The following is a 25,828-nucleotide window of genomic DNA, read 5'->3' on the forward strand; positions in this document are numbered from 1 at the left end:
TCTTTCAGAACGGGTTCGCGGTTCGCCCCACCAGATCGGCCACGGATTCGAGGACGAGTGTCGGACGGTACGGGAACGTCTCGACGGTTGCGCGGGTGGAGATTCCGGTGAGCACCAGGATGGTCTGCAGCCCGGCCTCGAGCCCGGACACGACGTCGGTGTCCATCCGGTCGCCGATCATCAGCGTGTTCTCCGAGTGCGCCCCGATCGCGCGCAGCGCCGACCGCATCATCAGTGGATTCGGCTTGCCCACGTAGTACGGCTCACGGCCGGTCGCGCGGGTGATCAGGGCCGCGACCGAACCGGTCGCCGGCAGCGACCCGTCGCGGGACGGGCCGGTGGCGTCCGGGTTGGTGGCGATGAACCGCGCGCCGCGCTCGACGAGACGGATCGCGGTGGTGATCGCCTCGAACGAGTACGTGCGGGTCTCACCGAGCACCACGTAGTCCGGGTCGTTGTCGGTGAGCACGTAGCCGATCTCGTGCAGCGCCGTCGTGAGGCCGGATTCGCCCACCACGTAAGCACTTCCGCCGGGACGCTGGTTCTTCAGGAACGTCGCGGTGGCCAGCGCGGAGGTCCAGATCGACTTCTCCGGGATGTCCAGGCCGCTGCGCAGCAGGCGTGCCCGCAGATCCCGCGGCGTCCGGATCGAGTTGTTGGTCAGGACGATGAACGGCGTTCCCGCCTCCTGCAGTTCGGCGAGGAAGGCGTCGGCGCCGGGAATCATGTGTTCCTCGTGGACGAGCACGCCGTCCATGTCCATGAGATAGGTCCAACCGGGGTTCCGCTCGTCGGTACTCACACCACCAGTATCCGTCATGCCCCGATCGCCGGTCCGAGCACCGCCCACGAGTCCTGCATCTCGGCCTCGAACACACCCCAGGTGTGGCTGCCCACGTCCCGGTAGACGACGGTCGCAGGGATCCCGAGCGACCGCAGGCGGGCGTCCATCACCAGGGTGCAGCGCATCGTGACCGACTCCAGCAGACCGCCCACAACGCCCTGCGGGATGGCGATCAGCGGGTCGAGGCGGTCGATGGCGCCGGGCATACCGGACGCGGCGGACAGGTACAACACCTTGCCGCGCAACCTTTCTGCCTGCACCACCGGGTCGTGCTCGATCCACTGCGGCCCGCCGACGGGACCCCACATGTTGTTGACGTTGCCGCCGCCACGCAGTTCGACCATGGAGCGGACCATCGCCTGCCCGTTGAAGTCGCTGGTTCCCGCGCACCCGCTGTACGAGCCGACGGCGCGATAGACGTCGGGTGCCTGGATCGCGAGGTCGAGCACCGGGCCCGCTGCCATCGACACCCCGCCGAGGGCGTTGACGCCGGTGGTACCGAACTGACGATCGATCACCGTCGGTAGTTCCCGGGTGAGGAAGGTCTGCCACTTGTTGCGGCCCAGCACCGGATCGTCGTCGGCCCAGTCGGTGTACATGGAGAACTTGCCGCCCACCGGCAGCACCACGTTGACGTGCTTGTCGGCGAAGAACTGCGTCACGTCGGTGTTGTTGTACCAGGAGACGCCGTCCTCGCCGCCGGTGATGCCCGTGAGCAGGTAGAACGTGGGTGCCGGCCCGCCACCGACGGGATGGATGACGTCGCTCGAGACCACTCGGTCCATCGACGGCGAGTACACCGAGATGCGGGTGACGCGGTCGCTCACCTGGACCGTCCCCGCCACGTACGCGACGCCCGACGGAGCGGCCCGCGCGGTGAGCGCCCCGCCGAGCAGGGAGACCACCAGCACTCCGACGAGAGTGATCGAGTGGAGGAACCAGTGCTGTGCACCGGCGCTCGCCCCAGAGCTTCTCATCGCGCACCTCCGGCCGAATCGGCCTGAATTGCTTTCTGGCTGAATGAAGCTCACGCCAGCATATCCGCGGGAGTCGTGCCGGGGTGGCGCTTCCGGACGGCGTCGGACCCGGGAGCGTGCATTTTCCGCCCGATCGGTCTTGGATGTTCGGTATGGACGGCAACCGAACTCCCGATCCGGTCCGCGTCGCGGCCGGATCCGTCGCATTCCTCGGCGACGCTCTGCGCTTCGCGGCGGGCACCACGCTGGATCTCGCGCGCCGCGTGCCCGGGTTGGAGGCCGGTCTGGCCGCGCTCGAGTCGCGCGGCGCCGAGACGCTGCGGGCGGCGGACGAGCTCTCCGACCGCGTGCTGCGGGTCGTGGTGCGCCGAGTGGTGGCGGCCGCGCTGGCGGAGGTGGACATCACGGCCGTCGTCCGCGACCACGTCGACCTCGACACCATCGCGGAAGGCATCGACATCGAACGGATCGTCGACCGCGTGGATGTCGACGCCATCGCGGCGCGGGTGGACATCGCGCCGATTCTGGACCGGGTCGACGTCGACGACGTCGCCGCGCGCGTCGACATCGACCGGATCATCGACCGGGTGGACGTGGATGCGATCGCGGCGCGGGTGGACGTGGATGCGATCGCCGCGAAGGTGGACGTGGACGCGGTGATCGAACGGGTCGATCTGGTGGATCTGTCCAACAGCGTGATCGACGGCGTCGACCTGCCGCGGATCATCCGCGAGTCGACCGGGTCGATGTCGACCGAGGCGGTCCGCGGTGCGCGCAGTCAGGGCATGCAGGCGGACGACGCGGTTGCGGGCTTCGTCGGCCGACTGTTCGGCCGGGGCGAGTCGGATGTGCAGGATCCCGGCACCGGTGGTGATCGGTGACCGGCACCGTCCGCGAGGATCCGCCGCACCGCCCAGCCGGCATCGTCACCCGCGGTCTGGCGGCGGTGATCGACATCGGCATCGTGCTGACCATGCTGGTCGGCGTCTATCTGGCCCTGATGTTCGCGCGATTGTTGTTCTCGCCGCAGGATTTTCGCTTTCCGGAGGTTCGGGCGATCCTGTCGGTGACGACGTTCCTGGCGCTGTCGGTGCTGTACCTGACGGCGTTCTGGGCCACGAGCGGTCGAACGGTCGGGGCCGTCGTGATGGGTCTGCGGATGGTCAGCCGCAACGGCCGCCTCGTGCGCTGGCCACGGTGCGCCGCCCGCGCGGTGCTGTGCGTGCTGTTCGGGTTCGGGCTGCTGTGGGTGGCGATCGACCCGAGACGCCGCTCCCTGCAGGACATCGTCCTGCGCACGTCGGTGGTCTACGACTGGCGCGCCGACCCCACGATCGTCGAACACCGCGCCCTGCGCGACTGAGACGGGGGTTACTCCGCGTCGGTTGGTCGGGGCATACTCGAACCCAATCGAATCAGGTAGACGATCGGAGAACCGGTGGTACAGGGACTGAAGTTGGGTTTGAAGGCGTCCGCGGAGCAGTTCGGGCCGCGTGACCTGGTGGAACTGGGCGTGATGGCCGAGGAACACGGCCTCGACAGTGTCACCGTCAGCGACCACTTCCAGCCGTGGCGGCACAACGGCGGCCACGCACCGTTCTCGATCGCCTGGATGACGGCGGTCGGCGAGCGCACCCAGCGCCTGCAGCTCGGCACCTCGGTGATGACGCCGACGTTCCGCTACAACCCGGCCGTCGTGGCGCAGGCGTTCGCGACGATGGGCTGCCTGTACCCGGGACGCGTCATGCTCGGTGTCGGCACCGGTGAGGCGCTCAACGAGATCGCGACCGGCTTCAAGGGCGAATGGCCCGAGTTCAAGGAGCGTTTCGCGCGCCTGCGCGAGTCGGTGCAGCTGATGCGCGACCTGTGGACCGGCGACCGGGTCGACTTCGAGGGCGAGTACTACAGCACCAAGGGCGCCTCGATCTACGACGTTCCCGAGGGCGGCATCCCGGTGTACGTGGCGGCCGGTGGCCCCGTCGTGGCGCGCTACGCGGGCCGCGCGGGCGACGGCTTCATCTGCACGTCCGGCAAGGGCATGGACCTGTACACCGAGAAGCTGATCCCCGCGGTGAAGGAGGGGGCCGAAAAGGCGGCCCGCAACTTCGCGGACATCGACCGGATGATCGAGATCAAGATCTCGTACGACACCGACGCCGACGCCGCGCTCGAGAACACCCGGTTCTGGGCGCCGCTGTCGCTGACGGCGGAGCAGAAGCACTCCATCGACGATCCGATCGAGATGGAGGCGGCCGCCGACGCGCTGCCCATCGAGCAGGTCGCCAAGCGGTGGATCGTGGCGTCGGATCCGGACGAGGCTGTCGCGCAGATCAAGCCGTACATCGATGCCGGCCTCAACCACCTGGTGTTCCACGCGCCCGGTCACGACCAGAAGCGGTTCCTGGACCTCTTCGAGCGCGACCTCGCCCCGCGCCTGCGCGCCCTGGCGTGACGGGCGCCGACGCCGGTTCGCTCGGGGCCGGCATCTAGGCTCGTTCCCATGGAAGCCAGCGAGGAAGTCCGGGCCGCGGCACGCCGAATCGGTGACGTATTCGGCGTGCCGCCGCAGGTGTTGCGGTTCCGGGCGGCGGTGGACCCGGACGGAGACGGCGAGGAACCGCCCGAGGTGTCGATCGCGGTCGGCGACGGATGCCCCGCCCCGGGGTACGCGTCCTACGCGACTCTCGACATGGAGAGGTTCCCGACGAACGTCACCACCGAGGACGGCCGCCCGATTCGCACCGAGCTGATCACCGTCGGACGTGCCGACTATCGGCTCCTGTCCGACGTCCTCGCCCAGTGCGCGTTCCAGATCGCGTCCGGATCATTGCACGTCACCCCGAACACCATCGTTCCCAACGCCGTTCATGCGGCGGATCCGGACCGTTCCACCCGGCACGTGTTGCTGGTCGTCCCGTTCATCTGGTCGGCGCTCGAGATCCTCGTCGAACGAGACGAGGATGTGACCACATGGTTGCAGGCGGTGCCGATCACCGACGCCGAGTTGCAGTTCGCCTCCCGGTTGGGCGCCGACGAACTGTTCACACGACTCGAATCGGCGGGCGCCGACGTGTCCGACATCGACCGCCCCTCGGTGGTCTGACCCCCGCTGGCCGAATGTCACATACGTCCAGTCCAACTGAACGCATGTGACATTCGGCCACAGCGGCGGCGACGGTCAGCGGCGGGTGAGGGCGAACATCCGCAGGTTCCGGTCGGTGCGGCCCTGGTAGACGGCGTACGCGCCGGCCAGTTCGACGAACTGCTTGTACAGCCGGTCCTTCTCCTCGCCGTCGACCTGCTCCGCGAGGACGGGGATGTCGCGTCCGGCCATCGTCACGCTCGCCTCGGGCTGCGCGAGCAGGTTCGACGTCCACGCCGGGTGGTGCGCCTGCCCGAAGTTGCTGCCCACGACCACCAGACGGTCGCCGTCACGGATGTACAGCAGCGGGCTGGTGCGGCGCTGCCCGGACTTGCGTCCGACCGTGTTGAGCAGGACCGTCGGCGCGCCGATGGGGCCGAGGATCGTGTAGCGGCCCTTGCTGCGCAGGAGCAGTCGACGGTCCACCCCGGCGAGCCGGCGGATGGTCCACGACCCCAGCCCGGTCGCCGCGAACGCGGTGCCCGGCCCGCGCAGGATGCTGTTCTCCGAACCCCACCGGACGTCCGGGAATGACGATTCGCTCATGGGCGCCGATTATGCGCGATCGTCACTAGGCTGTCGCTCATGGCTGATTCGGGCACCGTGTCGAGCGTCTACATTGCCTCGCCGGAGGGCGATACCGGGAAGTCCACGGTCGCGTTGGGCGTGCTGCACATGCTGTGCGCGTCCACCGCGCGAGTGGGGGTGTTCCGGCCGATCGCGCGCGGCACCGACGAGACCGACCACATTCACGAACTGCTCGTCGAGCACACCACCGCGGACCTGAGCTACGAGCAGTGCCTGGGCGTGACGTACGAGCAGGTGCACGCCGACCCGGACGGCGCCCTCAGTGAGATCGTCTCCCGCTACCACCAGGTGGCCGAGCAGTGCGACGCAGTCGTGATCGTCGGCAGCGACTACACCGACGTCGCGAGCCCCAGCGAGCTCGGCTACAACGCGCGGATCGCGGCCAACCTCGAGGCGCCGGTGCTGCTGACGTTGCGCGGGGCCCGCCGCACGCCGCACGAGGTGGCGCAGCTCGCGAACCTGTGCACCGCCGAGCTGGCGACCCAGCACGCGCATCTCGTCGCGATAGTCGTCAACCGCTGCGATCCCGATCGGCTCGAGGAGTACGCGGCCGCGCCGGACGCGGCCGGGGTGCCGGTGTGGAGCCTGCCGGAGATTCCGCTGCTGGTCGCCCCGACGATGGCCGAACTGCTCGACGCCATCGACGGCGAGCTGTACAGCGGTGACACCGCGCTCCTACAGCGTGAGGCGCTGCGGGTGATGGTAGGCGGCATGACTGCCGAGCACATCCTCGAGCGGCTGTCCGAGGGCACCGTCGTCATCGCGCCGGGCGACAGGTCCGACGTGCTGCTCGCTCTCGTCAATGCCCATGATGCACAGGGGTTTCCGTCGCTGGCCGGAATCATCATGAACGGCGGGATCGCGCCGCATCCCGCCGTGGCGAAGCTGATTGACGGACTGAACCCACGGCTGCCGATCCTCACCACCGCGATGGGCACGTTCGACACCGCGAGCACCGCGGCGCAGACCCGCGGCCGGGTCGGGGTCGCCTCGCTGCGCAAGGTCGACACCGCACTGAGCCTGATGGAGCGGCGGGTGGACTCGCGGACCCTGACGGATCTCCTGAAGCTCGAGATCCCGTCGGTGATGACCCCGCAGATGTTCGAGTACCAGTTGATCGACCGCGCTCGTGCCGACCGCAAGCGCATCGTTCTGCCCGAGGGCGACGACGATCGGATCCTGCGCGCCGCGGGCAGGCTGCTGCGCCGGCAGGTGGTGGATCTGACGATCCTCGGTGACGAGGCGAAGGTGCGTGGGCGGGCCGCCGAGCTGGGTGTGGACCTGTCGTCGGCCACCGTCCTGGACCCGCACACGTCCGAGTACGTCTCCGCGTTCGCGGCCGAGTACGCCCGGCTGCGGGCGCACCGCGGCATGACGATCGAACGGGCCCGGGAGATCATGGCCGACATCTCGTACTTCGGAACGATGATGGTGCACAAGGGGATTGCCGACGGGATGGTGTCCGGTGCGGCGCACACGACGGCGCACACGATTCGGCCGTCGCTCGAGATCATCAAGACCCAGCCAGGGGTGTCGACGGTGTCGAGCGTGTTCCTGATGTGCCTGTCGGACCGGGTCCTGGCGTACGGGGACTGCGCGGTGGTGCCGGATCCGACGGCCGAGCAGCTGGCCGACATCGCGATCTCGTCGGCCGACACGGCCGCCCGATTCGGGATCGAGTCGCGCGTCGCGATGCTGTCGTATTCGACGGGAGAATCCGGTACGGGCATCGGCGTGGACAAGGTGCGTACCGCGACCGCCCTAGTGCGCGAGCGGCGCCCCGACCTGCCGGTGGAAGGCCCCATTCAGTACGACGCCGCGGTGGAGCCCACAGTCGCGAGCGCGAAGCTGCCCGGTTCGGCGGTGGCGGGCCGGGCCACGGTGTTCGTCTTCCCGGACCTCAACACCGGCAACAACACGTACAAGGCGGTGCAACGCAGCGCGGGCGCCGTCGCGGTGGGGCCGGTCCTGCAGGGTCTGAACAAGCCGGTGAACGATCTGTCCCGCGGCGCGCTGGTCCAGGACATCGTCAACACCGTCGCGATCACGGCGATCCAGGCGCAGGGGGTGTCGTCATGACCGAACGTATTGTGCTGGTGATCAATTCGGGGTCGTCGTCGATCAAGTTCCAACTGGTCCACCCGGTGCCGGGTGATGCCGTGGGCTCGGGTCTGGTGGAGCGGATCGGGGAGCCGGCGGGACGGATCGTCTACCGCCACCCGGGCGGCGTGATCGAACGCGAGCTCTACATTCCAGATCATGCGGCGGGCCTGCGCGCTGCCGAAGAGGTGATCGCCGAGACCGGCCCGCCGCTGCGCGAGCGCGGCATCGTCGCCGTCGGTCACCGGGTGGTCCACGGCGGCGCGGTGTTCCACGAGCCCGTCCTGATCGACGACGCGGTTCTGAAGGAGTTGCGGCGGCTGTCGCCCCTCGCGCCGCTGCACAATCCGCCGAACGTGGTCGGGATCGAGGTGGCGCGCAAGCTGTTGCCGGACGTCCCGCACGTCGCGGTGTTCGATACCGCGTTCTTCCACACGCTGCCCGACGCGGCCGCGACGTATGCGATCGACGCGGAGGTGGCGCGCGCGAATCGAGTGAGGCGCTACGGATTCCACGGAACCTCGCACGAGTACGTGAGCGGGCGGGCGGCGGCGTTCGCCGGCCGCGACGACGCGGAGCTGAACCAGATCGTCCTGCACCTCGGCAACGGGGCGTCGGCGTCCGCGATCCGCGGAGGGCGTGCGATCGACACGTCGATGGGCATGACACCGCTCGAGGGTCTGGTGATGGGCACCCGCAGCGGCGACCTGGATCCCGGCGTCATCCTGCATCTGGCCCGCAACGCCGGAATGAAGGTGGACGAGATCGACGACCTGCTCAACCGGCACTCGGGGCTCAAGGGCCTGTGCGGTGTGAACGACTTCCGCGCGTTGCTGGGGCTCGTCGCCGACGGGGACGGGGCCGCGAAGCTCGCCTACGACGTGTACGTGCACCGGCTGCGCCGCTACATCGGCGCGTACCTCGTCGAACTCGGCGGCGTCGACGTCATCACGTTCACCGGTGGGGTGGGGGAGAACAACGTCGACGTCCGGCGCGACGCCCTTGCGGGTCTCGACCGTCTCGGTATCGTGGTCGACGAGACCCTCAACCAGTCGCCCGATCGGGGCGAGCGCCGCATCAGCACAGAGGGTTCCTCGGTCGAGGTGCTCGTCGTTCCCACCAACGAGGAGCTCGCGATTGCACGGAAGGCGATCGCGTTGACCTGAATCGGGAAGATCGGTGTCCGTCGGCGGGAACTGTCGGGACCTTCGACCCTCGTGGCGGAACCCTCGGACGTCCGACTATGTCCGGTATGGTTGCCAACCCCGAGATCGACACAGCTCCACCACGCACGCTGACACCGTCGCGGCCGACGACGGCAGGTCGTGCGGCAACAGGTTCCAAGGGGTCGTTCATCTACAAGATGATCACGACCACCGATCCCAAGGTGCTCGGGATCATGTACCTCGTCACCGCGTTCGCGTTCTTCCTCATCGGTGGCCTCATGGCGCTGCTGATGCGGAGCGAGTTGGCGATCCCGGGTCTGCAGTTCCTGTCGAACGAGCAGTTCAACCAGCTGTTCACGATGCACGGCACGATCATGCTGCTGCTGTACGCGACCCCGGTCGTGTTCGGCTTCGCCAACTACATCGTTCCGCTGCAGATCGGCGCGCCGGATGTCAGCTTCCCGCGCCTGAACGCGCTGAGCTACTGGTTCTACCTGTTCGGTGGCCTGATCGCGACGGCCGGTTTCATCACCCCGGGTGGTGCCGCCGACTTCGGCTGGACGGCCTACGTGCCGCTGTCGAATGCGGTGCACACACCGGGGGTCGGCGCGGACCTGTGGATCATCGGATTGGCGCTCGGTGGTGTCGGCACCATCCTCGGTGGCGTCAACTTCATCACCACCATCGTGTGCCTGCGTGCCCCCGGTATGACCATGTTCCGGATGCCGATCTTCACGTGGAACATCCTCATCACGTCGCTGCTGATCCTGCTGGTGTTCCCGCTGCTCGCTGCCGCGCTGATCGGTCTGTGGGTGGATCGTCACCTCGGTGCGCACCTGTTCGACCCGGCGACCGGCGGAGTGATGTTGTGGCAGCACCTGTTCTGGTTCTTCGGTCACCCCGAGGTGTACGTGATCGCGCTGCCGTTCTTCGGCATCGTCTCGGAGATCTTCCCGGTCTTCTCGCGTAAGCCGATCTTCGGTTACAGCGGCCTGGTGTACGCGACCATGGGCATCGCGGCCCTGTCGATCGCGGTGTGGGCGCACCACATGTACGCCACCGGTGCGGTGCTGCTGCCGTTCTTCTCCTTCATGACGTTCCTCATCGCTGTCCCGACCGGTGTGAAGTTCTTCAACTGGATCGGCACCATGTGGCGTGGACAGCTCACGTTCGAGTCGCCGATGCTGTTCTCGGTCGGCTTCCTCGTGACCTTCCTCTTCGGCGGCCTGTCGGGCGTCCTGCTGGCGAGCCCGCCGCTCGACTTCCACGTCACCGACACGTATTTCGTCGTCGCGCACTTCCACTACGTGCTCTTCGGCACCATCGTGTTCGCGACCTATGCCGGCATCTACTTCTGGTTCCCGAAGATGACCGGCCGCATGATGGACGAGCGCCTCGCGAAGTGGCACTTCTGGACCACGCTGGTCGGCTTTCACCTCACCTTCCTGGTCCAGCACTGGCTCGGTGCGTCGGGCATGCCGCGTCGCTACGCGGACTACCTGCCCACCGACGGCTTCACCACGCTGAACACGATCTCGACGGTCGGCTCGTTCATCCTCGGTGCCTCGACGCTGCCGTTCCTGTGGAACGTCTTCAAGAGCTACCGCTACGGGCAGATAGTCACCGTCGACGACCCGTGGGGCTACGGCAACTCGCTCGAGTGGGCCACCACCTGCCCGCCGCCGCGCCACAACTTCACCGAGCTGCCCCGGATCCGTTCGGAGCGTCCGGCGTTCGAGCTGCACTACCCGCACATGGTCGACCGCATGCGCGACGAGGCCCACGTGGGACTGGGGCACGGCAAGGACAAGAACGCGGACACGGTCGCCGAACTGCAGCACGAGACGAGGGTCTGACGGTGGACGACGGCACGAGGTACCGCAACTGGATGGTCGAGCCGGCTCCGGCCGAGACCCGGCCCGAACCGCGCCGACTGCTGGCACCGCTGCTCACCGTGGTGCTGGCGCTGGCGACTCCGCTCGTCCTGCCGATCCCCGTCGCCGTCGTCCTCGTCCTCGCGGCGCTGTCCTGGTTCGGTGCGCGAATCCAGGAGTCCGGCAGTTCGAGCCGGGCCGACGGGGCGCTCAGAACAGGCTTCGCGGACGGACGGCGTTCGCAAGATCCACGAGCGTATAGCGGTGAGTGGGCGTAGGCGCACTGCGCGCCATCGCTCGCAGTGAGGACTCCGTCCCCGCGCGCAGGCCGCGTTCGGTGAAGGGAACACCGAGCAGCGGCTCGCGCGCGGTGGTGGGGGTGTGCCCCTCGAGGAGCCATTGGAGCGCGGTGCCGAGCACCACGGTCCGCATCTGCGGCCCGCGGCTCTCGGCCCGCGGCAGGGCCTGCACGCGCCGAGCCGATTCTCGCAACGTGGCTTCGGTGATCTTGCGGATCGGCCGCACCGCGAGGTACGTCAGGACCGCCGTCATCCGGGCGAGGCCGTAGCTGCGCGAGCCGGTCGGCACCTGGTCGAGGGCGGTGACCGCGCCGTGGACGTCGCCGTCGGCGGCGCGGCGTCGGGCCGATCCGAAGGCGGCACTGACGACGTTGCGATCGATCCGCCACACCGTCTCGTAGTAGGAGACGGCCGGAATCCGCCAGCGGTCGACTCCCTCCTCGTCGCTGTGATCGAGCAGCAGCTCGGCGGTCGCACCGAGGGCGAGTTTGGGCGCCACCTCGCCGGGCAGTGCCGAGTACACGGCGTCGAAAGATGCGTAGGCGGAGGTCAGTTCGTTCGACAACAACGACGCGAGCCCTCGGTACCACTCGATGCGCCAGTCGTGCGGGTGCGTCAGGGCCAGCGGCCGCAGCAGTTGCCGGGCCCGGCTCGCCTCGCCGAGATCGAGGTACGAGCGCACCTCCGCGAGCGGCAGTTCCACCGACTTCAGCACCTCGCCGGAGCGGCCTTCCCGGGCCCGATCGAGGACGTCCAGCATCAACTGCGGATCGCTGTGCGCCGCGGCGTTGACCAGTGCGGCACCGGGATCGTCGGAGTCCACCAGCGGCACCGCGAGAGCCTGGGCAACCTTGTAGGCGTCGAGTTTTCGTGCGCGCTCGACGCCGTCGACGAACACGTCGGTCTGTTCCACGAACCCGTCCGCGCCGAACGTCGCGCGTTGGCGGCTGAAGACGGTGGACAGGGCGGGATGCTCCTGGTCGTCCTGGCGGGAGACGATCTCTCGCAGGACCCCGGTGAGCTGAGCGGACAACTCGCGGGCGGAACCGAATCGACGGTCCGGGTCGGGATCGATCGCGCGCAGCAGCAGCCGTCGGTACGAGTCGTACTCGGCGAGCAGCGGGGCCCGCTCGGGGGACGGCAGTCCGTCCACGTAGCGGCCGTTCTCGGACGGCAGATCGAGCGTGAGTGCGGCGAGAGTGCGGCCGACGGTGTAGATGTCGGACGCGACGGTGGGCCCGGTCTCGGTGATCTCGGGTGCCTGGAAACCGGGGGTGCCGTACAGGTAGCCGTAGCTCTCGAGGGGTGCGACGGCGCCCAGGTCGATCAGCTTGACCTGTTCGTCGGTGACCATGACGTTGTCTGGCTTGAGATCGTTGTACGCCAGGCCGATGGAGTGCAGGTACTCGAGGGCAGGCAGGATCTCGAGGATGTACGCGATGGCCTGATCGACGGGCAACCGGTCGGGTCGCCGGTAGGTGGACAGGATGTCGCGCAACGAGTTACCGCCCACGTACTCCATCACCAGGTATCCGGCCGGCGGGGAGCCTTCCTTCTGGAATTCGACGAAGTTGTAGATCTTGACGATGCTCGGGTGCTCCACCTCGGCGAGGAACTGTCGTTCGGATGCGGCGACGGCGCGGGACTCGGCGTCGCCGAGTTGGAGAAGACCCTTGAGGACCACCCACCGGTCGTCGACGTTGCGGTCGATCGCGAGGTAGATCCACCCGAGGCCGCCGTGGGCGATACACCCCTGCACCTCGTACTGGCCGGCGATCACCATGCCGGGGGCGAGTAGTGGCGCGAACTCGAAGCGGGACCCGCAGTTGGCGCAGATACCGGACGTCGGGCCCGGTTCGCCGTCGGTGGACCGTCCCACCGGCTTGTTGCATTTCCAGCAGAACCGTTTGCGCTCCGGGACGTGCGGATCGGTGAGGACTGCGGACGCGGGACCGCGCAGCGGGACCGGTGGCACCTCCACCAGTCCGTCTCCGAGTCGACGTCGTGAGACCGTCCGGGTGCGTTGCGTGCGGGCCCGGCGCCCGGTGGTGGGTGCGCTCTCCTGGGTCGACATCGGCTCGTCCGCGTGCTGTGTGGCGCGCGTCTGCGCGATCTCGCCCGTGTCGACCGTATGCTCTTCTGCCGCATCCTTTCCCGCCATCTATCCTCCGTTCTCGCTGCCTCGTCAGTCCCGGTAGGTGGGGGGTGGTGGTCCCGGTGAGGGGCCCAGTCCGGAGAGCCATCTCTGATAGATCCTCTCCCACGTGCCGTCGTTGCGGATCCTTTCCAGTGTGCCGTTGACGAATCGCACCAGATCATCATTGCCCTTGGTGATTCCGATGCCGTAGGGTTCCGGCCCCAGACTCGGTCCGACCATCCGCAGATACGGATCCTGCGTCGACATCCCGGCCAGCAGCGTGTCGTCGGTGCTGATCGCGTCGACCTGGCGTTGCTGCAGCATCACCAGGCAGTCCGACCACGTCGGGACCGTGACGACGGTGGCGTCGGGTTGCGCCCGGACGATGCGTTCGAGGGAGCGGGTGCCGGCGACCGCGCACACCCGTTTGCCGGCGAGGTCCGCGACGTCGGTGACGGGGGAGCCCGCCATCACCAGGATCCGTTGCTGCGCTTGGTAGTACACCGTGGAGAAGTCCACCCGCTGCCGCCGGTCGCACGTGATGCTCATCGTCCGGGCGACGATATCGACTCTCGAATCCTTCAGGGCCTGTTCACGTTCGGATGAGGTGAGGATGCGGAACTCCACCTTGTCGGGGCTGCCCAGCAGGTCGCGGGCGATCTCCCGGGCGACGTCGACGTCGAAGCCCTCGATGTCCCCGGTCGCGGGATTGCGGAAGCTCATCAGGTTGCTGCCGGTGTCCAGCCCGACGACGAGCCGACCGCGTTCGCGGATGGCGTCGAGCGACGCGCTGGGCGGTATCTCGCCGGCCGGGAACGGTCGCAGGCTGGCGGTCGGGTCTCCGCAGTCCACCGGCGGTGTCGGGGTCGGCGCCGAGGTCACGATCGACGCCCCCTCCGGTAGCGGCGCAACGCTGTACGTCTCGGTGGGCGGGAGGGTGTACGGGTCGGGTGGCGTCGAGCACCCGGCGGCGATCGCGGCCACCACCCCGACGACCACGACGGTTGTCGCAAGGTGCCGAAGCGGCATCACTGGTATTCCCGCAGGCGGGGCCACAGGCCCACCGGTATACCGATGGCCGCGACCACCGTGAGCACCAGCGCGCCGGGCCCGAGAGCCGACAGCACCGTCGACGAACGGGAGATGTCGCCTCTCAGTTCGGCGCGGGCGGCCTCGGCGCCGTCCGACAGAGCGGCGTCGACGATGTCGAACTGCGAGGCCGCCGTCGCGGGATCGGTACCGACCGTCGTCATGGCGGCGGCCGTCCAGTCGCCCACCGTGAGCGCGTCGATCATGCGTTGGTGCGACGCGGTCCAGCCGTCCAGCGCCTGCACCGCCCGGTCGGCGTCGTCGCGTCCGACGTCCACCGAGTAGTTGTCCAGCAGATTGCGCAGTTGGTCGGTGTCGTCGACGAACACCTGCGCGTGCTCGGCCTTCTCGTCGCGGCGGACCAGTTGCAGGATCTCCTGGGTGCGGGCCTGCTGCGCGAGGATGCGCGCCGCCGCGAACGTCGAGAGCGGCTCGGAGCCCTGCCGGACCGCTTCGTGCGCCGACACCGCGGAGATGATCCCCGCGACCAGCATCCACACCAGCAGCGCAGCCATGGCCGTGGTCGTCAACAGGAGCCCGGCGTTGAACGTGCGCCTGGTCCGCCTCGACAGCACCACCTGCGTCGCCACCAGCGCGGCCAGCAATGCCACGAGCAGCCCGATCGCGAACCACGGCGGGCGGGCGAACCCGGACTGCGGCGCCAGCGATGCGGCCGCACGTTCGGTGTGCAGGGCCTGTGCCAACGGCAGCAGGTCCGTCTGCATCAGCGCCGACGCCTCCGCCAGGTACGCGGTGCCGACCGGGTTGCCGGCGCGGTTGTTGGTGCGTGCGGTCTCGACCAGCCCCGTGTACACCGGGAGCTTCGTCGCGATCTCGGTGAGCAGCCGTCGGCCCTGGTCGTCGCCCGGCAGCCCGTCCGACGTCGCGACCAACTCCGCGGCCGCGGTCCCGATGGCCTGCGAATAGCGGTCCCTGTCCTCGCTCGGTTCCACGCCACCGGACAGGAAGGCGGTGGCCGCGGCGGCATCGGCGACCGACAGCGACGCGTACAGGTTCTGTGACGATCGGGCCAGCGGCTCGGTGGTGGACAACAGGGTGTCGATGTCCTGCTTGCGCTCGCCGGCCACCATGGAGGCGATCAGACCCGCCGCCACGGTGCCGAGCAGCAGTGCGACGCCGACGGCGAGCAGGCGGGCGGGTGTCGATCGCAGCAGGTCACGCGCGGCGTGTGGGCGCACGTGGACGCGGGCGGCGCGATTCGGCGGCGCGTCCTCCCACCTCGCGTCCGCCGCGTGCGTCGACTCCGTCGTCGTCTCCGGCACTGCCACGGCTCATACCTCGGTTCGCCGTCCGTTTGGTTCGCCGTTCCGTAGTGCCGAGCATATAAGCAGCACCGGCAGGTTGTTCCGCCGATTCGTGATGCGGCGGGGAATACTGTGGGGACAGGTGAGCGGCTCGGCGGACAGGGCAGGTGAGAGGCACTCCATGCGCGGTGACGGAGACGGTTGGGCGACGACCCCCGACGGGGTACGGCATTGGGGCCGGCACGGTGCGGCGGGGCTGTTGCTGCGTGCCCCGTTGGCCGACGGTTCGGCCGGGGTGCTGTTGCAACACCGTGCCGCGTGGAGTCACCAGGGCGGGACGTGGGCGCTGCCGGGCGGCGCGCGGGACAGCCACGAGACTACGATCCACGCTGCGGTGCGCGAGGCGCAGGAGGAGACCGGTATCGACGTCGGTGCGGTCCATGTGCGCACCGAGCGGGTGACGGCGAGTGTCGCCGGCGGCTGGACGTACACGACGGTGATCGCCGACGCCGACAAGACGCTGGCACTGGTCCCGAACGGGGAGAGCACCGAGCTGCGCTGGGTGCCCGAGGCCCAAGTGGAGCACATGCCGCTGCATCCGGGTTTCGCCACCGCGTGGCCGGGCCTGCGGACCACCGAGGTGCGGGTGCTGCTCGACACCGCGAACGTGCTCGGATCCCGGCCCACCGGTTGGTGGCGCGATCGGCCGGGCGCCACGACGGAGTTGCTGGACCGGATCGCCCAGGTCCTGCCCCGCACGATCGAACTGCCCGACGGCGGATTCGGGTGGCTGCCGCGCATCGAGGCGGTGCTCGAGGGACAGGCCCGCGCCGCCGGCTACGTCGACACGCGGATCCCGGTGCACACCGCCGCCGGCAGCGGCGACGACGAACTGGCGCGGCTCGCGGCCGGCGGCGGGGCACTCACCGCCGTCGTGACCGCCGACCGCGGACTGCGCGACCGGCTGCCCGAGTCGGTGCTCGCACTGTCGCCGTCGGCCGTGCTGAACTGGCTGGACTGACGGCCGGCCGCGGCCCGGCCTGCCTCAGCCGCGGTCGAGCACGAAACGGCGGCCGTGGATCTCCGTCGGACGGATCTCGACGAAGTTGTACTTCGCGGTCGGCACCCACGACTGCAGAGCGAACTCCTCGGCGGCGTTGATCTCGTCGAACCGCACGAGGGTGCGCGCGATGCCGTGGACCACGATGCTCCACGCCGACGTCGCGTCGGCGTGATCGACCTGGAACGTGGTCATCGGCTTGAGTGTGAGCTCGGTGAGCTTGTCGCCCTCGGCGGTACGGAAGTAGATCTTGCCGTCGTGCACCACGTAGTTGACCGGGTAAACATCCGGCCGGTCGTCGGTGACGAGGATGAGCCGACCGAGGCGTTCGGTGGACAACAGGTCCAGCGCGTCCTGTTCGGTGAGAGCGGCGACGGGGTTTGTCCGGTCCTGCATGTCTGCTCCGATCCTCGGTGAGCCTTCACCCTCGACTCTGCCCGCTGCGGCACGCTCGTGCCACCAGGTTCGGGTGTGAGCTGTGCATCACCGTGAGGTGTCCAGAATGCGGCGCAGCTGTCGCGCCTGGGCGGCGAGTTCGCCGTCGGTGGTGAACAGTTCGGTTTCGTCGACGCACTCGTCGGATGTCCACCACACCGTGCGGTGGCGCAGTCGATGCCACGGTCCGGTGGCAGACCCGGCGGCGGGAGCGAAGTGCGCCGTCAACTCGACGGTCGGGATCGGTGCCGGCGCAGTGCGTATCGCGAACAGTCCCGGAGGAAGCGCGTCGAGCAGGATCGCGGCGCGCTCGACACCGGTGAACTCCAACCCCGGGCGCAGCCGGATCCACACGTCGAACTCCGGGTCCGGTCCGCCCGCGAAGGGACGTGCGGCGTTGATCGGACGGATGTCGAGGTGCTGCGAGAAAGGCACGAAGTCGATCGGGATATCCAGTCCCGCAAGACTGTCCGGGTCGACGGCCGTCTCTATCGACGGTGCGTGCCGGGCGGCAGCAGCACCTCGCGACAGACGGACCAGTGCCGTCGCGGCGGTGCCGGCGCGCACCTGCACGCCCGGTGACCGGCCTGCCGGTCCTCGCTGCACCGTCATGTCGATCGGGCCGGGGCGCACCGGGGCGTAGAAGTGCGCGGTGGCGGCGGCGGGGACGGCGCCGGTCTCGACGGAAGCGGCCCGCAGCATCGCCGCGAGCACCATGCCGCCGTGGATGCCGTCGAAAGCGCGCCAGGTGTCGTCGAATCGGGTGGGGAAAGGATCGAAGGTCGTGGTCATGACGAGAACTCCTGTGCGGTAACGGTTTGCGGGGGAATCTGTGCGGTCGGCCGGGGCGACATCGCGAGCGCGGTGACGGCCCCGAGCGCGGCGAGGGCGGCGATGGTCCACCACGCGGCGGTGAAGTCGGACGCCGCGAGAACGGCGACGAGGATCGCGATACCCAGGACGCTGCCGAGTTGGCGGCTGGTATTGACGACCGCGCTGCCGGTGGCGCCTTGGGCGGGCGGCAGCGTCGCGGTGGCGGTCGAGAGAATCGTCGGCAGGGCGAGTCCGACACCGGCGCCGGCGATCAGCCACCCGGGAAGCAGGCCCGTCGCGTAGTTCGGTTCGGTGTGGACGCTCGCGAGGATGAGCACGGTGCCGGCGCCCCACAGTGCACTGCCGAGACCGGCGACGACGCCGGATGGCAGGCGCCGGCCGAGGACCTGGCCGACGATCGCGAAGACCGGGACCAGCAGCGGGCCGGGCGCCACCGCGAGACCGGTGCGCAGTGCCGAGTAGCCCCACTCGGTCTGCATCCACAGGATGTTGGCGAGCAGGCCGGCGGCGAACGACGCGCTGAACGCGACCGCGGTGACGTTGGACCACGCGAACGGGCGCACCCGCAGCAACGCCGGGTCGACCAACGGATTGCGGTGACGCACCGTGCGCCGAGCGAACCAGGCCAGCGCGAGGACTCCGACGGCGACGGCGACCAGGGTGCCGGCGTGCGTCCATCCCCAGTCGGGGCCCTGCACCAACGCCAGCGACACCGCGCCGAGACCGACCGCGAGCAGACCCGCGCCGGGAAGGTCGACGTCGGTGGGGTGCGGATCGCGGGACTCGGGCACGATGCGCGCGGCCGCCCACAGCAGCACCACGCCGATCGGCACGTTGATCAGGAAGATCCAGCGCCACGACGCGGACACCAGCAGTCCGCCGAGTACGGGGCCGAGGGCCGACGCGGCGGCGCCGGTCGCGGCCCACAGGCGCACCCCGAGCGCGCGTCGGGCATCGGGCAGGGCCGCGATGAGCAGGCCCAGGCTGGCAGGGGTGAGCGCGGCGGCGCCCGCGGCCTGCGCCAGGCGGAACAGGACGAGCAGCCACAGTGACGGGGCGAGGGCGCACGCGGCGCTCGCGATCGTGAACAGCGCCAGGCCTGCCAGGAACGCGCGTCGGCGTCCGACGCGGTCGGCCCAGCGGCCGGCCGGGATCAGCAGGGCCGCGTAGACGATCGCGTAGGCGCTGAGGACCCAGCTCAGCTGGGAGAGCGATGTGCCGGCGAAGTCGGTGGCGATGTCGTCGAGGGCGACGTTGACGACGAACAGGTCCAGGGCCGCGACGAACGGCGCCCCGGACAGGATGGCGATGAGCGCACCCGGATTCTGACTTTTGTTTTGCATAGTCAGGTAGTGTGGACCCTGGCTATGGATTTAGCAAGCCAGGGCGTAGTCTGGGTGCATGGAGACGGCACGGCTCGACGGGTTTCTCGCGGACCGCGACGCGTGGCGGGCCACGCAGTGTTCGATCGCGAAGGCGATGGACGTGATCGGTACGCGCTCGGCGATGCTGATCTTGCGCGAGGCGTACTACGGCACAACCCGTTTCGACCACTTCGCGGAACGTGTCGGGATCGCCGAGGCGGTGGCGGCCGCACGGTTGCGGGAACTCACCGCCGAGGGACTGTTCGAGCGGCAGCCCTACAAGGAGCCGGGGCAGCGCACCCGGCACGAGTACGTCCTGACCGAGAAGGGGCGGGATGTGCTGCCCGCTGTGCTGGCGCTGATGCAGTGGGGGGACAAGTACCTGCAGGGCGAGCGCGGTGGGCCGCTGGACCTCGCGGACGACACCTCCGGCGAACCCGTCCACGTCGAGGTGCGCAGCGAATCCGGGCGTCGGGTCCCACTGGGCGAGCTGCGGGTGGTCCCGAACGTCACCGCCGAACAGGCGCGGAGGGCGATGGAACGGGACAGGGAGCGGTAGGGCGGGGCGTCAGCCCTCGGCTTTCTTCTCTTCCCGCCGGTTGCGGAGGAAGACCAGCGGCAGAACGAGCGTGGCGAGGGCGGTCACCAGCCACACGACGAGCGTCGCGAGAACCCACGTGCGCCAACCGGAGATCGACAGGCCGCCGAAGGCGGACGCGATCACCAGGGCGACGAAGGTCGACACCAGTCCGATCCCGCCCAGGAATGCGGGTGCATTCTTGGCCGCGATCTTCGTGATGAACGGTGACAGCACGCTCTGCGCGATCGCGAAGAGCACGACGGCGGTCACGAACCCGGCGGCGCTGACCGACACCTCGGGCAGCAACCACACGGCGGCCAGGATCCCGACCGCGGCCGAGCCCAGGAAGAACGCACACCTGATCAGAAGGCGAATCATGTTCCGGCCCTTTCGTGTAGTTCGGGCGAGTGTATCGATCAGCGGCGCCGTGCGGCGGGTAACGTGGCCGAACGTCCGTGGCGACCTCTCAGGGGAGGGGGGTGGCCGGTAAGAACGGATGCGGGATCGAGACGCTTCATTGCTTAGGCTTGGTATGTAGATCAATCCGGGCAGATCGGTGAGGGGGCCAGGCGGGTGTTGCGGAGAATGTGGCCCGAGGCAGGTGAACTACCGCGTCGGCGGGGCCATCTCGCGGTGCTCGTCCTGTGGGCGATCGCGTCGGTGGTGTTGGTGTTCACGACCGTGCGTCCGTGGATGCCGACGATCGGAATCTTCGCCGGCGGAGCCGACCTGGACGTTTACCGCGACGGCGCGCGGCACGTCATGGAGGATCTGCCGCTCTACACCGAACCGGTGATCCACGGCCTGCTCTACACGTACACGCCGTTCTCGACGCTGATGTTCATCCCGTTCGGACTGTTGCCGGGCGGGATCGACAAGTACATCTGGATGGGGGCCAACCTAGTCCTGCTGGTTGCCATCGTCGCGCTGTGCTGGCGGATGCTCGGGTATCGGATCACGCCGTACCTGGTGGGTGTCTCGGCGCTGCTGGCGGTGGCGTGTACGTTCCTCGAACCGGTCCGCACGACCCTGTTCTACGGCCAGATCAACCTGGTCCTGATGGCACTGGTGCTGTGGGACGTCTCGCGCGGCGAGAACAGCAAGCTCAAGGGCGTCGGTGTCGGTATCGCCGCCGGGATCAAGCTGACGCCGGCGTACTTCGTCCTCTACTACCTGGTGCTGCGGCAGTGGCGGGCCGCGGCCGTGGCCGTGGGGACCATCGCGGCCACCATCGGCGTGAGTTGGCTGGTGCTCCCGAACGATTCGTGGCAGTACTGGACCAAGACGTTCTTCGAGTCCACCCGCATCGCGCAGGACGAGCACCCGTCGAACCAGTCGTTGCGCGGCGTGATCGCGCACCTGACCGGGAAGCCCGCGCCGACGGTGCTGTGGGTGGTGCTCGCGGCGATCGTCGTGGTGGTCAGCATGTGGATCGTGCTGCGTCTGCACCGCGGCGGCGAGCATCTCCTCGCGGTCACGGTCGCGGGGCTGAGCGCCGCGGCAGTCTCGCCGTTCTCGTGGAGCCACCACTGGGTGTGGTTCGTGCCGCTGCTCGTCTACATCGTGCACCGGGCACTGACGAACTGGTGGTGGTGGCTCGCGGCGCTCGTGATCGCGGTCGCGACCGGGGCCTGGCCCTACCGGTGGGACGAGTACGTCGTGGTGGTGGGGCTGTTCCTGTTCCCGCCGTGGTGGACCGTCGCCGACGTCCTGATGAACATCTACATCCTCCTCTACGTCGGAGTGTTGATCGGGGCCGGCATCGTCGCGGCCCGATGCACACCCGACGGAGTGCACGACCATGTACCGGCCGCCGATGCGAACCGGACATAGTGTCACCATGTCGGGCATGCGTATTCGACATGTGATCGCCCTCGTCCCCGCCGCACTGCTGCTCCTGACGGGTTGCAGTGACAGCGAGGAGACCTCCGCGTCCGGCCCGTCGGCAACCACCTCCGTGCAGGGGACGGCCGCTCAGGACGACTCTGCCGCGCTCGACGCCGCGGTCAAGGAGATGTGCAGCCAGGTGACCGCCTTCCTCGACAGTTCCGAGGCCCAGGCGAAGGGGACGGGCGAGTCGTTCGACCGTGCGGCCCAGGGGCAGGCGTTCCTCGATCAGCTGAAGGCGAACTCGGCCGTCTGGGTCGCCTCCTACAACATGCAGGCCGAAGCGGTGGGCGCGCCGCCGCTCGACCCGAGTACCGCCACCTGGGAGGACATGCCCGAGGCGAGCCGCGCAATGATCGAGGACTCGGTCGACGGGGCCGTCTCCGGAACCTGCTGACCGAGGCGCCGAGCGGTGGTCAGCCGCGCAGCGCGTCGGACAGCGCCCGCGCGGCGGCCTCCGGGTCGTCGGCGGCAGTGATGGCGCGCACGACGACGATCCGGGTGGCGCCGGCTTCGAGGATCTGCGGCAGCCGCTCCTGGTCGACGCCGCCGATGGCGAACCACGGCCGCGTCGGAGCGGCGTCGGCGGTGCTGCGGACCAGTTCGATGCCGGACGCCGTCCGGCCCGGCTTGGTGGGGGTGGCCCACACCGGCCCGGTGCAGAAGTAGTCGACGTCCTCTTCGATCGCGGCGAGGCTGGCCTGCGCGCGGTTGTTGGTGGAGCGTCCGATCACGACGTCGGGGCCGACGATCCGGCGCGCGTAGTGCACCGGCAGGTCGTTCTGGCCCAGGTGCAGGACGTCGGCGCCCGCGGCGAGCGCGAGGTCGGCGCGGTCGTTGACGGCGAGCAGCGCGCCGTGCCGGCGGGCCGCGGCACCGATCACCGCGAGCGCGGCCAGCTCCTCCTTGACCTCCATCGGCCCGAGTTCGCGTTCGCCCGCCGAGCCCTTGTCGCGGAGCTGGACGATGTCGACGCCGCCGGCGAGTGCCGCTTCGACGAAGTGGGCCAGATCGCCCTTGTCGCGGCGGGCGTCGGTGCAGAGATAGAGGCGCGCGTCTGCGAGTCGCTCGCGGGGCGTCAGGCGCTTGACGGACTGGGAGGCATGCACACCTGGAACGGTAGTCTCTAATGCGGACGAATCAACACGGGAGTCCCAGGAGCGCAGACTGTGCGCGGGGCTGAGAGGGGGCCTGCCGGCCCCGACCGTCATACCTGACCCGGATCATGCCGGCGCAGGGAGTGAGGTGGAGAAAAGTTGACCCGATCGGTTTCCGTCGTGGGTGGCGGTGTCATCGGCCTGTCGATCGCCTGGCGTGCGGCGCAGCGCGGCTGGACGGTGAAGCTGTACGACCCGGCACCGGGAAGCGGTGCGTCGTGGGTGGCCGGCGGCATGCTGGCCCCGCTGTCGGAGGGCTGGCCCGGTGAGGAGAAGGCGCTGGCGCTGGGGGCGTCGTCGCTGCAGCGGTGGCCGGACTTCGGCGCCGAACTGGAAGCCGTCGCGGGGGTGACACTGTTCACGTCCGACGACTCGCTGACCGTCGCGCTGGACGCCGCCGACGCCGCGGACCTGCACACCATCGCCGAGTGGGTGGCAACGCAGGGGCACGAGCTGAAGATCTTGAACCGCGCGCAGATCCGGGAGTTGGAGCCGTCGCTGGGCCGCGGCATCCGCCTGGCGCTGCAGGCGCCCACCGAGTTGGCCGTCGACAACCGGCTACTGGTGCAGGCGCTGCGGACGGCCGCCGTCGCGGCCGGTGTGGAGCTGATCGAGCAGTCGGTGACCGACCTGGAAACGCTCACCACCGATCAGGTGGTGCTGTCGGCGGGATCGAACTCGGCGCAGCTGTGGCCGGATCTGCCGGTGCGTCCGGTGAAGGGCGAGATCCTGCGTCTTCGGTCCCGGCCGGGCGTGACGCCGGCGCCCCGGCGCACCATCCGCGGCAGTGTGCACGGCCGGCCGTCGTACCTGGTGCCGCGCGCCGACGGCATCGTCGTCGGTGCGACGCAGTACGAGTCGGGCCACGACACCCAGGTCACCGTCGCCGGGGTGCGGGACCTCATCGCCGATGCGGAGGCACTGATGCCCGCGATCGGCGAGTACGAGCTGTACGAGGCGAAAGCCGGTCTGCGCCCGATGAGTCCGGACAACATGCCGATCATCGGCCGCGTCTCGGATCGGGTGGTGCTCGCGACCGGGCACGGGCGCAACGGCATCCTGATGACCCCGGTCACCGCGGACGCGACCGTCGCGATTCTCGACGGCAACCCCCTGGCGGAGGCGGAAAGTGCCGCCGCCGAACGATTCACAGCAGACGTATGAGCGGGCATGAGTGAGGTTTGGATGAGTGAGTTGATCGGTATCACCGTCAACGGTGAGGACCACGAATTCGACGGGCCGCTGACGGTGGCCGAGTTGCTGGATCGGCTGGAACTGCCGCAGCGCGGCATCGCGGTCGCGGTGGACGGTGCGGTGTTCCCGCGCGGCCGGTGGACCGAGTCGGTGGGCCGCGGCTGGGAGATCGAGATCCTCACGGCGGTGCAGGGTGGCTGAGATGGGCAAGCTGACGATCGCCGACCGCACGTTCGGCTCCCGCCTGATCATGGGCACCGGCGGCGCCGCGAACCTCGCGGTGCTCGAGGAGGCGTTGGTGGCGTCGGGCACGGAACTGACCACCGTCGCGATGCGCCGCGTCGACGCCGCGGGCGGCACCGGGGTGCTGGACCTGCTGCGCCGCCTCGACATCGCGCTACTACCGAACACCGCCGGCTGCCGCGGCGCGGCCGAGGCCGTGCTCACCGCGCAGCTCGCGCGCGAGGCGCTCGAGACCGATTGGGTGAAGCTCGAGGTGATCGCCGACGAGCGCACACTGCTGCCCGACGCTATCGAGTTGGTCAGCGCCGCAGAGCAATTGGTGGACGATGGCTTCACCGTGCTGCCGTACACCACGGACGACCCGGTGCTCGCGAAGCGCCTCGAGGACGTGGGCTGTGCCGCGGTGATGCCGCTGGGCTCGCCGATCGGCACCGGTCTGGGCATCTCGAACCCGCACAACATCGAGATGATCGTCGATGCCGCGAACGTGCCGGTGATCCTGGACGCCGGCATCGGCACCGCGAGCGACGCGGTGCTCGCGATGGAGCTGGGCTGTGACGCGGTGCTGCTCGCGACGGCCGTCACGCGCGCGAAGGACCCGGCGTTGATGGCGTCGGCGATGCGCGGCGCGGTCACCGCCGGCTACGAGGCCCGGCACGCCGGCCGCATTCCGAAGCGGTTCTGGGCGCAGGCGTCGTCGCCGATGTAGGGAGACACGCGGATCACGGATTGGTCGAAATACCTGGCCGAACGCGCGCGGGCGACATAGGCTCGGCAGCGACTGCTCCGTTGGTTCCAGTGCCGGGATAGGACATGCCATGTCGACGCTGAATGCAGATCTTCTTCAACTCCTCCGTTCGGATGTCGTGGCGTGGAACGCCCGACGTGACAAAATGCCCGACGCTCCGGACCTTCACGGGATGGATCTGTCGGGTGCCGACCTCGCCGGTGCCAACCTGACGGGCGCCAACATGGCGGGTATCGACCTGTCGGGAGCGGACCTCACGTCCGCGGAACTCGGTGGCGCCAACCTGACGGGAGCCAATCTCGCCGGCGCCGTCGCCGCGGACGCCGACTTCAGCAAGGCGTATCTGACGAACGCCAATCTGTCGGGTGCGGTGCTGACGCTCTCGTTCCTCACGTCGACGTACCTGGCGCACGCGATCCTCGCCGGGGCGGACCTCTCGGGCGCGTACATGACCGGGGCGCACCTCGAGGACGCCGACCTGACGGGAGCCAGATTGGCGGGCGCGTACCTCGCGCACGCGGATCTGACCGGCGCGGTGCTCGCCACGGCCGACGTGAGTGGTGCAGATCTCACCGACGTGACGATGCCGGACGGCGCCGTCCGGGCCTGATCCGGGTGGTCCCCGACTCTGTCTCAGGGTTCGTGTCATCCCTGGGTATGACACGGATGTAGACCTGCGACCGATGCGCGGAGGTCCCCTCATCGGGCATTGTGGTCCCCATGATTGAAGTGAGGGGACTGACGAAGACCTACGGGTCGACGAAAGCGGTGGACGATCTCACGTTCTCCGTGAAGCCGGGCATCGTCACCGGCTTCCTCGGCCCGAACGGTGCCGGCAAGTCGAC

Annotated in this window: 28 protein-coding genes and 1 riboswitch; of the genes, 17 read left to right on the forward strand and 11 right to left on the reverse strand. The window is 69.1% G+C overall.

Annotation, left to right across the window (positions count from 1 at the left end; genetic code table 11):
- Nucleotides 1-4: 4 nt before the first annotated feature.
- Together DEU38_RS12860 and DEU38_RS12865 are read right to left on the reverse strand one after the other, a co-directional pair.
- Nucleotides 5-820, reverse strand: a complete 816-nt coding sequence (locus DEU38_RS12860; RefSeq protein ID WP_114721828.1) for an HAD-IIA family hydrolase — start codon at nucleotides 818-820, stop codon at nucleotides 5-7.
- Nucleotides 817-1,821, reverse strand: coding sequence for an alpha/beta hydrolase family protein (locus tag DEU38_RS12865; protein ID WP_114721700.1), 1,005 nt, complete (start codon nucleotides 1,819-1,821; stop codon nucleotides 817-819). Before DEU38_RS12865 ends, DEU38_RS12860 begins: the two co-directional genes overlap by 4 nt.
- A 152-nt stretch (nucleotides 1,822-1,973) precedes the next feature.
- Between DEU38_RS12865 and DEU38_RS12870 the strand changes: the two genes are divergently transcribed.
- From DEU38_RS12870 to DEU38_RS12885, 4 genes are all read left to right on the forward strand, one after another.
- Nucleotides 1,974-2,702 carry a hypothetical protein gene (locus tag DEU38_RS12870; protein WP_114721702.1) on the forward strand — a complete coding sequence of 243 codons (729 nt, stop codon included), beginning with the start codon at nucleotides 1,974-1,976 and terminating at the stop codon, nucleotides 2,700-2,702.
- A complete protein-coding gene (locus tag DEU38_RS12875) occupies nucleotides 2,699-3,184 on the forward strand; it encodes an RDD family protein (RefSeq protein ID WP_114721704.1) in 486 nt (161 codons plus the stop codon). Before DEU38_RS12870 ends, DEU38_RS12875 begins: the two co-directional genes overlap by 4 nt.
- Before the next feature lie 75 nt (nucleotides 3,185-3,259).
- Complete coding sequence (fgd, locus tag DEU38_RS12880) at nucleotides 3,260-4,273, forward strand: glucose-6-phosphate dehydrogenase (coenzyme-F420) (protein ID WP_114721706.1); 1,014 nt, start codon at nucleotides 3,260-3,262, stop codon at nucleotides 4,271-4,273.
- A gap of 48 nt (nucleotides 4,274-4,321) precedes the next feature.
- A complete protein-coding gene (locus DEU38_RS12885; RefSeq protein ID WP_114721708.1) occupies nucleotides 4,322-4,924 on the forward strand; it encodes a suppressor of fused domain protein in 603 nt (200 codons plus the stop codon).
- Nucleotides 4,925-4,999: 75 nt separating this feature from the next.
- On the opposite strand, the gene DEU38_RS12890 is transcribed toward DEU38_RS12885, so the two are convergent.
- Nucleotides 5,000-5,509: a nitroreductase/quinone reductase family protein gene (locus DEU38_RS12890; RefSeq protein ID WP_114721710.1), complete on the reverse strand. Its 510-nt coding sequence runs from the start codon at nucleotides 5,507-5,509 to the stop codon at nucleotides 5,000-5,002.
- Between the two features lie 39 nt (nucleotides 5,510-5,548).
- On the opposite strand from DEU38_RS12890, the gene pta reads away from it, so the two are divergent.
- From pta to DEU38_RS12910, 4 genes are all read left to right on the forward strand, one after another.
- Complete coding sequence (gene pta, locus DEU38_RS12895) at nucleotides 5,549-7,630, forward strand: phosphate acetyltransferase (RefSeq protein ID WP_114721712.1); 2,082 nt, start codon at nucleotides 5,549-5,551, stop codon at nucleotides 7,628-7,630.
- Nucleotides 7,627-8,817, forward strand: coding sequence for an acetate kinase (locus DEU38_RS12900; protein WP_114721714.1), 1,191 nt, complete (start codon nucleotides 7,627-7,629; stop codon nucleotides 8,815-8,817). Before pta ends, DEU38_RS12900 begins: the two co-directional genes overlap by 4 nt.
- 86 nt (nucleotides 8,818-8,903) lie before the next feature.
- Nucleotides 8,904-10,673: a cytochrome c oxidase subunit I gene (gene ctaD / locus DEU38_RS12905; RefSeq protein ID WP_114721829.1), complete on the forward strand. Its 1,770-nt coding sequence runs from the start codon at nucleotides 8,904-8,906 to the stop codon at nucleotides 10,671-10,673.
- 2 nt (nucleotides 10,674-10,675) lie between these two features.
- Nucleotides 10,676-10,969: a hypothetical protein gene (locus DEU38_RS12910; protein ID WP_114721716.1), complete on the forward strand. Its 294-nt coding sequence runs from the start codon at nucleotides 10,676-10,678 to the stop codon at nucleotides 10,967-10,969.
- Here DEU38_RS12910 and DEU38_RS12915 read toward each other — a convergent pair.
- Genes DEU38_RS12915 through DEU38_RS12925 form a run of 3 tightly spaced genes read right to left on the reverse strand, consistent with a single transcriptional unit; the run spans nucleotide 10,902 to nucleotide 15,505 of the window.
- The gene (locus DEU38_RS12915; protein ID WP_114721718.1) at nucleotides 10,902-13,151 is read right to left on the reverse strand and encodes a serine/threonine-protein kinase; all 2,250 of its coding nucleotides are present in this window, start codon (nucleotides 13,149-13,151) and stop codon (nucleotides 10,902-10,904) included. The genes DEU38_RS12910 and DEU38_RS12915 overlap by 68 nt on opposite strands.
- Before the next feature lie 24 nt (nucleotides 13,152-13,175).
- Nucleotides 13,176-14,156, reverse strand: a complete 981-nt coding sequence (locus DEU38_RS12920; protein WP_114721720.1) for a glutamate ABC transporter substrate-binding protein — start codon at nucleotides 14,154-14,156, stop codon at nucleotides 13,176-13,178.
- Nucleotides 14,156-15,505, reverse strand: coding sequence for a hypothetical protein (locus tag DEU38_RS12925; RefSeq protein WP_181818766.1), 1,350 nt, complete (start codon nucleotides 15,503-15,505; stop codon nucleotides 14,156-14,158). Before DEU38_RS12925 ends, DEU38_RS12920 begins: the two co-directional genes overlap by 1 nt.
- Before the next feature lie 157 nt (nucleotides 15,506-15,662).
- Between DEU38_RS12925 and DEU38_RS12930 the strand changes: the two genes are divergently transcribed.
- Nucleotides 15,663-16,502 (forward strand): NUDIX hydrolase, encoded by an 840-nt coding sequence (locus DEU38_RS12930; RefSeq protein WP_114721722.1) that lies wholly within the window; start codon nucleotides 15,663-15,665, stop codon nucleotides 16,500-16,502.
- 24 nt (nucleotides 16,503-16,526) lie between these two features.
- Here the strand turns inward: DEU38_RS12930 and DEU38_RS12935 are convergent, their stop codons facing one another.
- From DEU38_RS12935 to DEU38_RS12945, 3 genes are all read right to left on the reverse strand, one after another.
- The gene (locus DEU38_RS12935) at nucleotides 16,527-16,937 is read right to left on the reverse strand and encodes a pyridoxamine 5'-phosphate oxidase family protein (RefSeq protein ID WP_114721724.1); all 411 of its coding nucleotides are present in this window, start codon (nucleotides 16,935-16,937) and stop codon (nucleotides 16,527-16,529) included.
- A gap of 87 nt (nucleotides 16,938-17,024) precedes the next feature.
- Nucleotides 17,025-17,768 carry an acyl-CoA thioesterase II gene (locus tag DEU38_RS12940; RefSeq protein WP_114721726.1) on the reverse strand — a complete coding sequence of 248 codons (744 nt, stop codon included), beginning with the start codon at nucleotides 17,766-17,768 and terminating at the stop codon, nucleotides 17,025-17,027.
- Nucleotides 17,765-19,153 (reverse strand): MFS transporter, encoded by a 1,389-nt coding sequence (locus DEU38_RS12945; RefSeq protein ID WP_114721728.1) that lies wholly within the window; start codon nucleotides 19,151-19,153, stop codon nucleotides 17,765-17,767. Before DEU38_RS12945 ends, DEU38_RS12940 begins: the two co-directional genes overlap by 4 nt.
- A gap of 58 nt (nucleotides 19,154-19,211) precedes the next feature.
- Here DEU38_RS12945 and DEU38_RS12950 point away from each other — a divergent pair, with 58 nt between their 5' ends.
- Nucleotides 19,212-19,733 carry a helix-turn-helix domain-containing protein gene (locus tag DEU38_RS12950; RefSeq protein WP_114721730.1) on the forward strand — a complete coding sequence of 174 codons (522 nt, stop codon included), beginning with the start codon at nucleotides 19,212-19,214 and terminating at the stop codon, nucleotides 19,731-19,733.
- Nucleotides 19,734-19,742: 9 nt separating this feature from the next.
- Here the strand turns inward: DEU38_RS12950 and DEU38_RS12955 are convergent, their stop codons facing one another.
- Nucleotides 19,743-20,132 carry a phage holin family protein gene (locus DEU38_RS12955; protein ID WP_114721732.1) on the reverse strand — a complete coding sequence of 130 codons (390 nt, stop codon included), beginning with the start codon at nucleotides 20,130-20,132 and terminating at the stop codon, nucleotides 19,743-19,745.
- 207 nt (nucleotides 20,133-20,339) lie between these two features.
- On the opposite strand from DEU38_RS12955, the gene DEU38_RS12960 reads away from it, so the two are divergent.
- On the forward strand, nucleotides 20,340-21,587 hold the full coding sequence (locus DEU38_RS12960) for a glycosyltransferase 87 family protein (protein ID WP_114721734.1): 1,248 nt from the start codon (nucleotides 20,340-20,342) through the stop codon (nucleotides 21,585-21,587).
- Nucleotides 21,588-21,603: 16 nt separating this feature from the next.
- Complete coding sequence (locus DEU38_RS12965) at nucleotides 21,604-22,038, forward strand: hypothetical protein (protein WP_114721830.1); 435 nt, start codon at nucleotides 21,604-21,606, stop codon at nucleotides 22,036-22,038.
- A 19-nt stretch (nucleotides 22,039-22,057) separates the two neighbouring features.
- Here the strand turns inward: DEU38_RS12965 and thiE are convergent, their stop codons facing one another.
- A complete protein-coding gene (thiE, locus tag DEU38_RS12970) occupies nucleotides 22,058-22,750 on the reverse strand; it encodes a thiamine phosphate synthase (protein WP_114721736.1) in 693 nt (230 codons plus the stop codon).
- 26 nt (nucleotides 22,751-22,776) lie between these two features.
- Nucleotides 22,777-22,898, forward strand: a riboswitch (TPP riboswitch).
- Here thiE and thiO point away from each other — a divergent pair.
- The 5 genes from thiO to DEU38_RS12995 all read left to right on the forward strand — a co-directional run.
- Nucleotides 22,898-23,962 (forward strand): glycine oxidase ThiO, encoded by a 1,065-nt coding sequence (thiO, locus tag DEU38_RS12975; protein WP_114721738.1) that lies wholly within the window; start codon nucleotides 22,898-22,900, stop codon nucleotides 23,960-23,962. It overlaps the preceding riboswitch by 1 nt.
- Before the next feature lie 21 nt (nucleotides 23,963-23,983).
- Nucleotides 23,984-24,193: a sulfur carrier protein ThiS gene (gene thiS / locus DEU38_RS12980; protein WP_114721831.1), complete on the forward strand. Its 210-nt coding sequence runs from the start codon at nucleotides 23,984-23,986 to the stop codon at nucleotides 24,191-24,193.
- A 1-nt stretch (nucleotide 24,194) separates the two neighbouring features.
- Nucleotides 24,195-24,944, forward strand: a complete 750-nt coding sequence (locus DEU38_RS12985; RefSeq protein WP_302675465.1) for a thiazole synthase — start codon at nucleotides 24,195-24,197, stop codon at nucleotides 24,942-24,944.
- Nucleotides 24,945-25,155: 211 nt separating this feature from the next.
- Nucleotides 25,156-25,593, forward strand: a complete 438-nt coding sequence (locus DEU38_RS12990) for a pentapeptide repeat-containing protein (protein ID WP_258557855.1) — start codon at nucleotides 25,156-25,158, stop codon at nucleotides 25,591-25,593.
- A gap of 110 nt (nucleotides 25,594-25,703) precedes the next feature.
- Nucleotides 25,704-25,828 (forward strand): ATP-binding cassette domain-containing protein (locus DEU38_RS12995; protein ID WP_114721832.1); only part of this gene is annotated, 125 nt, incomplete at its 3' end.

Source organism: Rhodococcus sp. AG1013, assembly GCF_003350365.1.
Lineage (GTDB): Bacteria > Actinomycetota > Actinomycetes > Mycobacteriales > Mycobacteriaceae > Prescottella.